14 protein-coding genes and 1 tRNA gene are annotated in these 13,318 nt (G+C 63.3%); 1 reads left to right on the top strand and 14 read right to left on the bottom strand.

Annotation, left to right across the window (positions count from 1 at the left end; genetic code table 11):
• Positions 1 to 47: 47 nt before the first annotated feature.
• From VUN82_06635 to VUN82_06605, 7 genes are all read right to left on the bottom strand, one after another.
• Positions 48 to 121: transfer RNA gene (locus VUN82_06635), tRNA-Leu, on the bottom strand.
• A gap of 38 nt (positions 122 to 159) precedes the next feature.
• Complete coding sequence (locus VUN82_06630) at positions 160 to 1,080, bottom strand: N-acetyltransferase (protein ID XAS73509.1); 921 nt, start codon at positions 1,078 to 1,080, stop codon at positions 160 to 162.
• Between the two features lie 64 nt (positions 1,081 to 1,144).
• The gene (locus tag VUN82_06625; protein XAS73508.1) at positions 1,145 to 2,602 is read right to left on the bottom strand and encodes an FAD-dependent oxidoreductase; all 1,458 of its coding nucleotides are present in this window, start codon (positions 2,600 to 2,602) and stop codon (positions 1,145 to 1,147) included.
• Positions 2,603 to 2,640: 38 nt separating this feature from the next.
• Positions 2,641 to 4,014: a S8 family serine peptidase gene (locus tag VUN82_06620; GenBank protein XAS73507.1), complete on the bottom strand. Its 1,374-nt coding sequence runs from the start codon at positions 4,012 to 4,014 to the stop codon at positions 2,641 to 2,643.
• Positions 4,011 to 4,967 (bottom strand): Ppx/GppA phosphatase family protein, encoded by a 957-nt coding sequence (locus tag VUN82_06615; GenBank protein ID XAS73506.1) that lies wholly within the window; start codon positions 4,965 to 4,967, stop codon positions 4,011 to 4,013. The genes VUN82_06620 and VUN82_06615 overlap by 4 nt, the downstream gene beginning before the upstream one ends.
• Positions 4,964 to 5,647 carry a DUF501 domain-containing protein gene (locus tag VUN82_06610; GenBank protein XAS74632.1) on the bottom strand — a complete coding sequence of 228 codons (684 nt, stop codon included), beginning with the start codon at positions 5,645 to 5,647 and terminating at the stop codon, positions 4,964 to 4,966. The genes VUN82_06615 and VUN82_06610 overlap by 4 nt, the downstream gene beginning before the upstream one ends.
• 68 nt (positions 5,648 to 5,715) lie before the next feature.
• The gene (locus VUN82_06605) at positions 5,716 to 6,180 is read right to left on the bottom strand and encodes a septum formation initiator family protein (GenBank protein ID XAS73505.1); all 465 of its coding nucleotides are present in this window, start codon (positions 6,178 to 6,180) and stop codon (positions 5,716 to 5,718) included.
• On the opposite strand from VUN82_06605, the gene VUN82_06600 reads away from it, so the two are divergent.
• On the top strand, positions 6,179 to 6,550 hold the full coding sequence (locus VUN82_06600; protein XAS73504.1) for a hypothetical protein: 372 nt from the start codon (positions 6,179 to 6,181) through the stop codon (positions 6,548 to 6,550). The genes VUN82_06605 and VUN82_06600 overlap by 2 nt on opposite strands.
• Positions 6,551 to 6,717: 167 nt before the next feature.
• Here VUN82_06600 and eno read toward each other — a convergent pair whose 3' ends face one another.
• The 7 genes from eno to VUN82_06565 all read right to left on the bottom strand — a co-directional run bounded on the left by eno (position 6,718) and on the right by VUN82_06565 (position 13,317).
• Entirely contained in the window at positions 6,718 to 7,998 is a 1,281-nt protein-coding gene (eno, locus tag VUN82_06595; protein XAS73503.1) for a phosphopyruvate hydratase, read from the bottom strand.
• 116 nt (positions 7,999 to 8,114) lie between these two features.
• The gene (locus VUN82_06590; GenBank protein ID XAS73502.1) at positions 8,115 to 8,813 is read right to left on the bottom strand and encodes a MazG nucleotide pyrophosphohydrolase domain-containing protein; all 699 of its coding nucleotides are present in this window, start codon (positions 8,811 to 8,813) and stop codon (positions 8,115 to 8,117) included.
• Complete coding sequence (locus tag VUN82_06585; GenBank protein XAS73501.1) at positions 8,791 to 9,933, bottom strand: adenosine deaminase; 1,143 nt, start codon at positions 9,931 to 9,933, stop codon at positions 8,791 to 8,793. The genes VUN82_06590 and VUN82_06585 overlap by 23 nt, the downstream gene beginning before the upstream one ends.
• Positions 9,934 to 10,009: 76 nt before the next feature.
• A complete protein-coding gene (locus tag VUN82_06580; GenBank protein ID XAS74631.1) occupies positions 10,010 to 10,732 on the bottom strand; it encodes a DedA family protein in 723 nt (240 codons plus the stop codon).
• A 193-nt stretch (positions 10,733 to 10,925) separates the two neighbouring features.
• Complete coding sequence (locus tag VUN82_06575; protein XAS73500.1) at positions 10,926 to 11,594, bottom strand: DedA family protein; 669 nt, start codon at positions 11,592 to 11,594, stop codon at positions 10,926 to 10,928.
• A gap of 11 nt (positions 11,595 to 11,605) precedes the next feature.
• Positions 11,606 to 12,916, bottom strand: coding sequence for a thymidine phosphorylase (locus VUN82_06570; GenBank protein ID XAS73499.1), 1,311 nt, complete (start codon positions 12,914 to 12,916; stop codon positions 11,606 to 11,608).
• Positions 12,913 to 13,317 carry a cytidine deaminase gene (locus VUN82_06565; protein ID XAS73498.1) on the bottom strand — a complete coding sequence of 135 codons (405 nt, stop codon included), beginning with the start codon at positions 13,315 to 13,317 and terminating at the stop codon, positions 12,913 to 12,915. The genes VUN82_06570 and VUN82_06565 overlap by 4 nt, the downstream gene beginning before the upstream one ends.
• Position 13,318: the final 1 nt, after the last annotated feature.

The following is a 13,318-nucleotide window of genomic DNA, read 5'->3' as shown; positions in this document are numbered from 1 at the left end:
CCCTCGGTTCCCTTGCAAACAAAGGGAACCGAGGGCCTTTTCGTCAGTGCCCCAGGTGGGACTCGAACCCACAACACGCGGATTTTAAGTCCGCTGCCTCTGCCAATTGGGCTACTGGGGCGCCCGCACCATGGTATCCCAGCTAGACGGGTATCCCAGCTACACGCGTTCGAATGGCGCCGCGTAGCGAAAGGTTCCCCGAACGCCGTCGGGCCAGCCCGGCAGGGGCAGCAGCTGGAAGTGATCGCCCCAGGAAGCGTCGGGCGGCTCAACACCCAGAGACGTGGCCGGCACGTAGCCGAAGCGCGGGTAATAGACCGGGCTGCCCAACAAAGCTATGGCCGGCTCCCCTGCGGCGGTGGCTCGCGCGGCGGACTCACGCATGAGGGCCGAACCGACGCCGCATCGCTGAAACTGGGGAAGGACGCCAATGGGACCCAACCCTACGAGTTCCAGGTCGCCGATCCAGCCGCGCGTGCTGATGGCGTGGCCAACGATGTCCCCACCAATCTCAGCAACGATGCTCAACTCTGGAATGTACTCATCGCACTCGAAGAGCTCGCGCAGCAAGCCAACTTCCAAAGGGGTTCCCTCAACGGGCTGACCGGTCACTGGAGACACCGAGAAGGCCCGCGCCGTCAGTTCCAGGATTTCAGGGCGGTCTTCTGGCCGCTCCGTCCGCAGTACCACTCCCCGGGACAGCAAACGCAACACGTCCAGCGCGCGATCGGCGTCCGCTACGGGGACCAGCAAGTGGTCATGGTGAAAGCCGGCGAGGACGTTGCAGCTGATGCCTGCATGCGTCAATGCCGCGCTCACGGCTGCGGTCAGCCCTACCGCTTCCAACGCGGAATGGATCTGCAGCGTGATCCAGGCGGCCACGAAATCGTAGGAAAGGCCAAGCCTGTCCGCCTCACGCCGTCGCAGGACCACAGTCAAACCCTCGGCCTCCCGGACGGCGGCCTCGATGTCGCCTTCCAGCGGCTTGCCATGCGGCCAGAGGGCGTACACGTAGTTACCCTCCCTGATGACAGGATGCAGTGACGCCAGAAGGGTCTTCAGATCAGTTTCGCCGGGCATGGCTACAGCTTAAACGACGACGACGGCCACACCCCTTAGGGGAGCAGCCGTCGTCGAACGTGTACTACTTGGCGTCAGCCGATACCGGAGTCTTGTCCTCGGCAGGCTTTTCCGTAACAGCAGGTGCGGGGGCAGGTGCAGCAGCCGGCTTGGGGGCCGGGGTGGCAGCTGCAACGAAAGCGCCACGCGGGTTGTCCAGGTCAATCAGCTGCGTGGTGTCGCGGCCTGCGAAGAAGGCCAGGATCCAGCCGAAGATCACGCGGAACTTGCGCTCAACCGTGGGCATCGCCATGCCGTGGTAGCCACGGTGTGCCAGCCAGGCGAGGCCGCCCTTGAGGCCGATGCGGCCCAGCAGGTTGATGTTGGCAACGCCCTTCCACTCGCCGAAGCCGGCCACGGCACCAAGGTTCTTGTGCTTGTAGTCGTGCAGCGGCTTGTCCCAGCGGGAAGCCCAGAGGTTCTTTGCGAGCTTCTTTGCCTGGCGGAGCGCGTGCTGGGCGTTCGGAACGCAAGTACCGTCCGGGAGGCCCTTGCCCGTGAGGTCCGGAACAGCGGCGATATCGCCAGCTGCCCAGGCGTTCTCCACGATGCCTTCGTCGCCGGCAATGCGGAGGTCCGGGAGCACCCGGACACGGCCGCGCGGTTCCAGCGGGAAGTCGGTGGAGCGGATCATCGGGTTGGCCTGCACACCGGCAGCCCACACGAGCGTGTCAGCCTCAACTTCACCGGCGGACGTCTTGTCCGGGAGGTTGATCAGCTTGAGGTTGCCCTCGGCGCTGTCCAGGGAGGTGTTGAGGAGGACCTCGATATCGCGGCTACGTAGGTGCTCTACAACCCACTCGGCCTGGGATGCGGTGACCTCGGGCATGATGCGGCCCATGGCCTCAACGAGGATGAAGCGGACTTCTTCCTGGCGGACACGCGGGTTGTTCTTGACCGCGGCACGGGCGAGGTCTTCCATTTCGGTGAGGCATTCGATGCCGGCAAAACCGCCACCGACAACCACGAAGGTGAGGGCCTTGGCGCGCTCTGCGGGGTCCGTCATGATGGAAGCGGCTTCAATGCGCTCCAGCACCTTGTTGCGAAGCGCTACGGCTTCCTCGATGGTCTTCAGGCCGATGCCCTTGTCAGCGAGGCCCTTGATCGGGAAGGTGCGCGTGATGGCACCAGCTGCGATGACGACGTCAAAGTACGGAATCTCGAAGGGAGCTTCACCATTGGCAGGCGCCACAACCGCGGTGCGGTTTGCGTGGTCGATGCTGGTGACGCGGCCCTGGATGAGCTCCGTCTGCTTGAGGTGCTGACGGTGGGAGACGACGGCGTGGCGTGCCTCGATGTTGCCACCAGCGACCTCAGGGAGGAACGGCTGGTAAGTCATGTAGGGCAGTGGATCTACGACGGTGACGATGCCACCTGCATTCGCGATCTTCTTCTGCAATTTAAGGGCTACGTACAGGCCGACGTAGCCGCCGCCGACGACGAGAACCCGGGGACGGTCAATGAGCTCTGGGGTGGTTGCCATGAAACCAGAGTACAGCACTTTGTGAAAATCTTCACTAGCTACTTCCGGGTGGGTGGATCCACCGCTTCCAGCGTTCCCGTTTCGGCCTCTTCCCCTGTAGACGAAGGCCGCCGCGCTACCCTGCGCAACTGAATGGATGCGCCCACAAGGATCACCGCGAAGATGCCGCCGAAGCCGAGTACGACGGCGGCCGGAAGCGCGTCGTCCACGTGCGCCGGAGTGGCGGCAACTGGAACAGTTGGATCTGCCAAGGTAGGTGGCGCGCTGGTAGGACTGGCCACGGGCGCCTGGGACGGGGTGCTGAAGTCGCCCCGCCGGTGGACACGAATCCAATCCGCGATCGAACCGAGCGGGTTGGTGCTTGTGGCCTCTACCTCATCCTTCAGAGCTGCCTCTGCGTTCAGCACACCGTAGCCGTAAAGCGGGTCCTTGCCAGGGGCGCCGGCGTCCTTGGCCGTGCTCACAATCCTATTGATGACCTGCTTTGCACTCATCTCCGGCCATTTGGACCTGATGAGTGCGGCCACGCCGGAAACAATGGGCGCGGACCCGGAAGTTCCAGCCCATTCGGCGTATCCGCCTCCGGGCATCCCGCCAAGGAGGTTTTCTGCCGGTGCTGCAACGCCGATGCTGATCCCCTGCGAGGAGGAGTCGACGCTGGCCCGGCCATCGCCGTCGAGCCCTGCCACGGTGAGTACACCGGGAATGGTGGCGGGAGCTCCTACCTGCACGTTGCCACCCACCCGGTTCCCCGCGGCGGCGACGATCACCACATCCTTTTGCTCGGCATACAGGAAGGCCGCATCCCAACTTTGCGGCCATACCGGTGAGGTACTGCCCAGGGAAATATTAATGACCTTTGCGCCATTGTCCACAGCCCACCGCACGGCGTCCGGAATCTGTTCCTGGTCCGTCTTGCCTCCGGGGTTCGGTGAACCCAGCCAGGTGGACACCGCCAGGATCTCAGCTTCAGGCGCGACGCCGACAATTCCGTCCGGTCCCCCAGCGGGAGGAACGGTGGGCGAGGCTGAGGGCGAAGGGGAAGCTGTGGGCGTGATGTGTCCGCGCCCGGCCAGCATGGTGGCCACAAGGGTTCCGTGCTCCGTCTTGGCGCCGATGCTCTTCTGTCCGTTGGGCGCGCCGGCTCCGGAAACGTCCGTTCCGCCCACCACGACGCCCTTGAGGTCAGGGTGGTTCCCGTCAATGCCGCTATCGATGACGGCTACCTTGACACCGGCTCCCTTGGAGACCTGCCAGGCATTCGTGATTCCCGATTCCTTGAGCCAGAACTCCTTGTCCCGCCAAGCGTCCGCCGTCGCTGCCGGGGCAGTCGACAGCGCACCGGCCAGTGCTCCCCCGGCCATCATCGTGGCCAGGGCAGCAGAAAGCAGGCGATGGTATCGCAGGGTCATGCGGAGTCCCCGATACTCAGGGCAATCCCATCTAGGATGTCGTGTTCGCTGGAAATTGCACCGCTGATAGCACCGTTGCCCACGGCGGCAAGCCTTCCCAGGATGCGCCGCCACACCAGGGCTCCAGCTCCGATGACGTCCACACGGCCTGGATGCATGTAGGGAAGAACCGCCCGTTCGTCGCGGGTCATTTCCAGCAGGCTGGTGCACGCATCGCTGATGGTTTCAATGTCCAGGTAGGCACCGTGGATCCGGTCAGGCTGGTACTCGCTCAGGCCCAGGGCGTGCGCAGTGATGGTGGTGATGGAACCCGCGACGCCCACCACGACCGTGGCTCGGTCAAGCGGAACAGTCTGCGCGGCAAGGTCAAGTGCGGCGTCGACGTCGGCCTCTGCTGCTGCAATCTGCGCCGCCGTAGGCGGGTCGCTGCGAAGGTGGCGTTCCGTCAGCCGAACACATCCAATGTCGACAGAACGCGCGGCAATCACGCCACTGGCGTCGCCGAGGACGAATTCGGTGCTGCCGCCACCAAGGTCAACCACCAGCACGGCGTCATCGCCGGTAACGGGCAAAACGCTGCTTGCACCTGCGAAGGACAGCGCAGCTTCCTCATCACCCGAGATAACTTCAGGCTCCACGCCAAGAAGCTCCCGGATTCCATCAACGAAAACCTGGCGATTCCGGGCGTCGCGGGTGGCCGAGGTCGCAGCAAAGCGCACGCGCGCGGCACCGTGTTCACGGATAAGTGCTGCATAGTCCGCTGTGGCGGAGAAGGTGCGTTCCAAGGCCTCGGGAGCAAGTTCTCCGGTAGCATCCACACCTTGTCCCAGCCGCACCACGCGCATTTCACGTACGACGTCGGTCAGCGGCCCGGGCGCCCCATTCGCCGAAGCATCGGCAATGAGGAGGCGGATGGAGTTGGTTCCGCAGTCAATGGCGGCGACGCGGCTCATGCGTCCTCCACCAATTCGCTGCCGGACTCGGCCTTGGGCTTTCGGATCGGTGCCGGGCGACCCACGATGTCAGGCAGACCTTGAGGACCGTGACGGCTCAGGTCCCTGGAAGGAGCCTCGCCTGCAGTGTCCCAGGCGCCATCGCAGTAGCAACGGTCCTTGGTCCACCACTCTGCGATTGCGTCCAACGCTTCATCACCCAGCGGGTTGACCCCGGGACCGGCGGCCAGGGAATGGCCAACCAGGACGTGCAAGCACTTAACGCGGGTGGGCATGCCACCAGCGGAGATCCCATCGATTTCCGGCACGGCCCCCGTGCCGGAACGCCCAGCGATCTCATTGCGTGCCTGCAGGTAGGACTCATGGGCGCCGTGATACGCATCCGCAAGTTCCTGATCCGCGGTGAGCCGATCATTCATCTCGTTCATCAACCCGCCCGCTTCGAGCCGCGACACCGCGGACGTGATGACCGGGTGGGTCAGGTAGAAGGTGGTGGGAAACGGAGTTCCGTTGCTAAGCCGGGGCGCAGTGGCCGCGACGAGCGGATTCCCACATACACAGCGCGCGGGAATCTCCACCACGTCCCGCACCGGCCTGCCCAGCTGGCGGCTGAGGACATCGAGGTCGTGTGCTGATGGCTGGCGGGATTCCTGCGGCACGGCTGCCGTGTTCTCTTCCACTTGCGCTGCCAACCTTCCTGCCCTTTTGGCCATGTCCCGGAAGGACACGACGGCGGCGGGCACCGCGTCTAGTCTGTTGCCGATCGTCTGATTGACTCCCAGAGCGCATCCACCCAGGGCAGGTTTGCCGGGTTTGCGGATGATCCGGAGCCGGTGCGGCCCCCAGGGGTACCGGCGGCTTCTTCCCCGCCAAATACCCAGTAACCCGTTTCACCCGGCATAACCATGTTAATGCGGTCGCGGGCCTGCTGTTTCACGTAGTTGGGATCCTGCCACCGCGAAAGCTGCTTGTTCAGCTCCGCCTGCTCTGCCCGCTTGCTGGCGATCTCGGCCTCCAGGGCGGAGATTTCAGCCCGCTTCTCCAGGAAAATCCGGACCGTGGGCGCAAGCATGATGGTGATGGCAATCATGACCACGGCCAGCGCCAACATCCTGCCCGAGAACGCCTTGGCGGGTACGGGATCGAGGTCCTGGGCTTCACGGGTGGTGTTGCCGGAGGCTTTGTCCGAAGCTTTCGTGGACGAAGCTTTCATGGACGAAGCTTTCATGGACGCGGCGGGGCTGGTCTTGGTTGCCGGGCTCCTGGTGCTGGCTGGGCTCTTGGTGCTGCCTGGGCTCTTGGGACTTCCTGCGGTCCTGGTGCTGGCTGCCGTCTTGGCACCGCCGGAGGGCTTGGGAGGCGTGGGTTTCTTGGTGGCCGGTGCCGGCGTCGAGGATTCCGCAGAGCCGCGGGAGGCGCCGAACTCAGCCTCGATGACGTCTCCGCCATCAGAACCTGCGCTGTTTGGCCTACCTGTGCTGCTTGGCCTACCTGTGCTGCTTGGCCGGCCTGCGCTGTTTGGCCTTCCGAGGGCATTGGCCCTGGGAACCTTTGGACGACGGGTGGCCATGACACTCCTGTAATGCCCGGTGCTTGCCTGGCGGGTTGCTGCGCTTGCCCTGCGCGTAACGTACGTGTGCGGGACTTGCGTAGGTCCTGCTGTGCCCGTGGTTCCGCAGGCAAGCGTTAAACAGAACCGGTGGCTATGGTCTTTCCACCATAGCCACCGGTCAGCTGTTTTCGCGGAATGCTAGCCCTTGAAACGCGGGAACGCGCTGCGGCCGGCGTAGCGTGCGGCGTCGTCGAGTTCTTCTTCGATGCGCAGGAGCTGGTTGTACTTGGCGACGCGCTCGGAGCGGGCCGGGGCACCGGTCTTGATCTGGCCAGCGTTGGTAGCAACGGCGATGTCAGCAATGGTGGTGTCCTCGGTTTCGCCGGAGCGGTGCGAGGTGATGGTGGTGTAACCGGAACGCTGGGCCAGGGAAACGGCGTCCAGGGTTTCGGTCAGGGAACCGATCTGGTTGACCTTGACCAGCAGGGAGTTGGCCGTGGCGGCGCTGATTCCCTGCTGCAGGCGGACCGGGTTGGTGACGAAGAGGTCATCGCCAACCAGCTGGACCTTGTCACCGATGGCGTCGGTGAGGGTCTTCCAGCCTTCCCAGTCGTTCTCGTCCAGCGGGTCTTCAATGGAGACCAGCGGGTAGTCGGCAACGAGCTCGGCGTAGTAGGCGCTCATTTCCGAGGCGGTCAGTGCCTTGCCTTCGAACTGGTAAGCACCGTCCTTGTAGAACTCGGAGGATGCGACGTCCAGGGCAAGGGCGATGTCCGAACCCGGGGTGTAGCCGGCGTTCTTGATGGCTTCCTGGATCAGGTCCAGTGCAGCGCGGTTGGACGGCAGGTTGGGGGCGAAGCCACCCTCGTCACCGAGGCCCGTGGAGAGGCCCTTTTCCTGGAGGACAGCCTTGAGGTTGTGGTAGACCTCAACGCCCCAGCGCAGGCCTTCGGAGAAGGTCTCGGCACCGATCGGGGCGATCATGAATTCCTGGATGTCAACATCGGAGTCGGCGTGCGAGCCACCGTTGAGGATGTTCATCAGCGGAACCGGCAGGACGTGTGCGTTCGGGCCACCGAGGTACTTGTACAGCGGCAGGTCCGAGGAAGCAGCAGCTGCGTTGGCAACGGCCAGGGAAACACCCAGGATGGCGTTGGCGCCGAGCTTGCTCTTGTTCGGGGTGCCGTCGAGGTCGATCATGGCCTGGTCGATGCTGCGCTGGTCCGTTGCGTCGAAACCAATGAGTGCCGGCGAGATCTCGTCGATGACCGCGTCAACGGCCTTCTGGACACCCTTGCCGAGGTAACGGCCTTTGTCGCCGTCGCGGAGTTCAACAGCTTCGTGCTCGCCGGTGGAGGCGCCGGAGGGAACTGCTGCGCGGCCGATCTGGCCGTCGGAAAGCAGGACCTCAACTTCTACGGTCGGGTTTCCGCGGGAATCAAGGATTTCGCGGGCGTGGATGGCATCGATAAGCGCCATGGATGTGCTCCTTATGGGCAAATTACAGGAATGTGGAGGGAAATTCTCAACGTCCTCGTCGCTACTAGCGTAGTCGAGAGTGGCTTAGGTTACGGAACGGGTTCAAACTCCTCACGTCATGAAGGCTGGGCCTTCCCGTTCTGAAACGATCGAACTGCTGCGCGGAGGGCACGCTCGGCGTCGAGCCCTTGCTCCCGGGCACCGGCAACGACGGCGAGCAACAGCTCACCGAGCGCCTCTTCCGAGTCTGGAATTGCAGGAAGCCCGACGGCGGTTGCCTGGCTTTGGGCGTCGATCCACAGACCCGCACGGGCAGCACGGTCCAGGGACTTTTGCGCCCCCGCCAGGGCAGGCAGGTGCGGTGGGATTCCCTCGAACGGATCGGCACGGCCAGGCTTCTCAGCACGCTTCACGGCATCCCACTTCAGGATGATTTCCTCGACCGTGGCGGGGAACGTTGCCTGCAGCGAACCGTCCGGCTTGAACACATGCGGATTGCGACGGACCATTTTCTCGTGGATGCCGTGGGCCACGGCATCAAAGTCAAAGCTGCCGCGCTCCTCGGCAAGCCGGGCGTGAAGCACTACTTGAAGCAGTACGTCGCCCAGCTCGCCGCGAAGCTCCTCGTCCCTGACCGGCGAATCCCCGGCCTCGATCGAGTCCACAACCTCATAGGCTTCCTCGATCAAGTACTCCACCAGGGACTCATGCGTCAGCGCACCCATCCAAGGGCAGTGCTCCCGCAACGAGGCGATCGTCCGGATCAGCTCCGTAATCCCGGGGTCGGACTCGTTAGCCGAGGTTGGCGTAGGCATCGTTGATGTACTCGACCAAAGCTTCACGCTCGTCCAGCGGCAGGAATGCGGCCTCTGCGGCGTTCAGCGTCAGTTCGAGCAGATCATCGAGGTCGTAGTCGAAGGTCTCGACCAGGAGCTCAAACTCGTCCGTCAGCGTGACACCGCTCATGAGCCTGTTGTCCGTGTTGATGGTGACGTTGAACCCGAGCTGGAAAAGCATGTCCAATGGGTGGCTCTCGATGCCTTCGCCGAAGCTGGAGATAGCGCCGGTCTGGAGGTTCGATGACGGGCAGATTTCCAGTGCAATTCCGCGGTCGCGAACCCAGGCGGCCACGCCGCCGAGTGTCACCATGCCGATGGTGTCCTCGCCGTCGTCGTCGGAGTTGTCTTCAAATTCCACCGTGATGTCCTCGGCAATACGCACTCCGTGCCCAAGCCGCAGAGCGCGTCCGTCCACGAGCGCCGACTGGATGCTGTCCAGGCCTGCGGCCTCACCGGCGTGGACCGTGGCCGGGAAGTTGTTCTCGGCAAGGTAGGTGAAGGCGTCCTTGAAGCGGGAGGGCAGGAAGCCGTCCTCCGCGCCTGCGATGTCGAAGCCCACAGCGCCGTTGGCGCGGTGTCGAACAGCGAGCTCCGCGATTTCCTGGCCGCGGTCGGCGTGGCGCATCGCAGTGATGAGTTGCCCTACCTGGATCTGCTGGCCGCGTTCTTCCGCCGCGTCCACGCCGGCTTCGAGGCCATCCTGGACCGCTTCCACTACTTCATCCAGGGTCAGGCCCTTCTGCAGGTGCTGCTCGGGGGCCCACCGGACTTCACCGTAAACGACCCCGTCCTCGGCAAGGTCTTCCACGAATTCCTTGGCGACCCGGAACAGGCCTTCCTTGGTCTGCATCACAGCAACCGTGTGGTCGAACGTTTCCAGGTAGCGCACCAGCGAACCGGAATCGGCGGATTCGCGGAACCATTCGCCCAGGGCAACCGGATCAGTGGAGGGCAGCGTGTGGCCGACGGCCTGCGCCAGTTCGATGATGGTTGCAGGCCGCAGTCCTCCGTCCAAATGGTCGTGGAGGGAAACCTTGGGAAGGCTCTTCAAATCGAAGTCGAGGGCAGGGGCAGCGTCAACAATGGGCTCAGTCACGTACTAAGAGTAATCCCCACCGCCGCCATGGACTCGTTTCAGGCGCCCGCTGTGGTCGCCGGCGGAAGGCAGGAGCCTAGCCAGCAGGCTTGGAGAGGTCGACGCCGGCAACAGCCTTTTGGGTCAACTCCTGGGGGTCCGGCGTTGGCGCCTTCGCTGTTGTAGCGGCAGCGGCGGCCTGATCCTTCTTAGCCTGATCCTTCTTAGCCAGATCCTTCTTTTCCAGGTGCTTGTGCCACCAGCGAAGGACGTGGTCCACAACAATGCCCAGGATCACCGCGAACGCCACGGCAATGCCCACGCCAAGCAGCGGGTTGTTGTGCACCCATTGGCCAGCGAGAAGGCCGATGCCGATGGAGTAGCAAACCCACGTGACGCAGGCGAAGGCATCCAAGAAGAAGAATGTCCTGTGGCGGAAACCCGTCTGGCCGGCAACGTAGTTAACAGCCACACGTCCCCAGGGAATGTAGCGGGCAGTAAAGATCAGGACTGCCCCACGTTTGTCGAGCTCGTACTGAGCCCACGCGAACATCTTCTGGACCTTGGGGCGGCGCATCCACTTCCAGCGCGTCAAACCGATCTTGCGGCCCAGCATGTACGCCATATTGTCACCGGCCATTGCACCAACCAAGGCCGTGGCTCCCAGAATCCAAAGGTTCGGCTGACCGTTGTGAAGGGACAGCGCCGAGAGCCCAACAATGGCTGTTTCACTGGGAAGAATGGTGGCAAATCCGTCAATGAAGAAAAAGACGAGGAGTACCGGGTAAATCCAAGGCTGCCCGGCTGCATGCTCGAGCATTTGGTTCAAAAACTCCACGCGGCGGTAGCTCCTAGGCGAATATGACTTGACACTGTGACAGAAGTCGCTCTTAGTGTCCCACGGCCGGGACGTCGTTCGCTACGCCCCAGCCTCGGGATCACCCAGTTAACGCTACGCGTGGAGTACTCGTTCCGTCGTCAACCGCCGGGCTGATCTCCCGGCGTGGTTCGTGTCATACCGTGGGTGGAGGCGGCGCTTCTTCCTCAGCAATACTCGTGGCGTCTTCGACGTTGCTGCGGTCCAGCGGCGCCGATCCCCTGACCTTGCTGATGATGCGGTCAATGATGATGCCCAGAATCACTGCCACCACAATTGCAATCACTGCACCCAACAGGTGGTTGTGCTCGAACCAGACCCCAAAGAAGTACCCAAGGACCACTGAATAGCTGGCCCACAGGATGGCGGACATCGCAGTCAGCGCTACAAAGCGGCGGTGATGGAAGTGCGTGGCACCGGCTGTGAGGTTTACTGCCACCCGGCCGATGGGAATGAAGCGCGCCACCATGATGAGTGAGGCCGACCGCCGTCGGAGTTCCTTACCGGCCCAGCGGAAGGCTCCTTGCATGCGCTGCGTACGCATCCAACGCCAACGCTGGACCCCGATACGGTGCCCTATCAGGTAGGCAATGTTGTCACCTGAGAAGGCGCCGATTGCAGCCATGACCCCCAGCAGCCACACGTTGGGTGATCCTGCGCCGCCGGAGACAGCACTCAAGCCCACCACGACGGACTCGCTGGGGATTGGTGGGAAGAAACCGTCGATCAGGCAGCAGGCCAACACAAGGAACAACACCCACGGCTGCTCGGCCGCGGCGAGGATGAAATCGTTGATGGCCTGCACGGGATCTAAGCCTAGGCGATCCTGTCGATGATCAGCTGATGGGCCGGTCGTGAGCCCTCAGGTGCAATCACCACGGCGTCCTGCAACGCTTCCTTGGCCCGCTCAAACTTCTCAGGAGTATCGGTCAGGAGCGTCATCAATGGTTCGCCGGCCCTGACCAGCGCGCCCGGTTTGGCATGAAGCCGCACACCGGCTCCGGCCTGGACTTTGTCCTCCTTGCGGGCGCGGCCAGCTCCGAGGCGCCACGCGGCAACCCCCACGGAAAGGGCATCCAGTTCAACCAGGACGCCATCAGCCGGGGCGTAGACAACCTCGGATTCCCTGGCCACCGGCAACGCGGCGCGCGGATCGCCGCCCTGTGCTTCGATCATCCGGTTCCAGACGTCCATGGCCCGGCCATCCTTGAGGGCTGCTGAGGGGTCGGCATCGTGAATGCCGGCACCGGCCAGCATCTCCTTGGCCAAGCGGACAGTCAGTTCGACGACGTCTTCCGGACCACCGCCCGCAAGGACCTCCACAGACTCCTCCACCTCGATAGCGTTCCCTGCTGTGAGGCCCAGGGGCGTGGACATATCTGTCATCAAAGCCACCGTGTGAACGCCCGCGTCCTTGCCCAAGGCCACCATGGTCTCCGCCAACTCACGAGCCCGCGCCTCATCCTTCATGAAGGCGCCGGAACCCACCTTTACGTCCAGTACCAACGAGCCGGTGCCTTCTGCGATCTTCTTACTCATGATCGAGGAAGCAATCAACGGGATCGCTTCAACCGTTCCCGTGACGTCACGCAATGCATAGAGCTTCTTGTCAGCCGGTGCCAGACCGGATCCGGCAGCGCAAATGACCGCTCCGACGTCCTGGAGCTGGGCCATGATTTCCTCATTACTCAGGTTCGCACGCCATCCGGGGATTGCTTCGAGCTTGTCCAAAGTGCCGCCGGTGTGGCCGAGCCCGCGGCCGGACAGCTGCGGCACGGCCACGCCAAAGACCGCCACCAGCGGGGCCAACGGGAGGGTGATCTTATCCCCCACCCCGCCGGTGGAGTGTTTGTCGCTGGTAGGCTTCCGGCCGCCGTCGGGCGTTGTCAGCGAGGAAAAGTCCATCCGCTCCCCGGAGGCGATCATCGCCGAAGTCCAGCGTGAGATTTCCTCGCGGTTCATGCCGTTGAGCAAGATGGCCATGTTCAACGCCGCCATCTGCTCCTCGGCGATCACACCCCGCGTATAGGCGTCAATGGTCCAATCGATCTGTTCCGGAGTGAGCGTGCCTTTGTCGCGTTTGATGGAGATGATCTGAACGGCGTCGAAAGCTTCAGTGCTTCTCACGTGGTTTCCTCCAGGTTTTCGGGACCAAAGGCGTCAGGCAGCACTTGGTCCATGGATTTGATTCCCTGCGTTGTCATGAGCTGCATGCCGGGCGCCCGGAACTCGTAGAGCAGCTGACGGCAGCGCCCGCAGGGCATGAGGACGTTTCCCAGGCTATCGACGCAGTAGAAAGCCGCGATCCGGCCCCCACCGGTCATGTGGAGCTGCCCCACCAAGGCGCATTCAGCGCAGAGGGTCAAGCCATAGCTGGCGTTCTCCACGTTGCAGCCGCTAACGATCCTGCCGTCCTCGGTGAGGGCCGCAGCCCCCACCGGGAACTTGGAATACGGGGCATAGGCCCGTTCCATGGCCTTTACTGCAGCTTGTTCCAGTGCATGCCAATCGACGTCAAGCGTTGGCATG

It is taken from the genome of Micrococcaceae bacterium Sec5.1 (assembly GCA_039636795.1).
GTDB lineage: Bacteria > Actinomycetota > Actinomycetes > Actinomycetales > Micrococcaceae > Arthrobacter.
The sequence above is the reverse complement of the archived record's forward strand: the minus strand, read 5'-3'. Positions and strand labels throughout refer to the sequence as shown.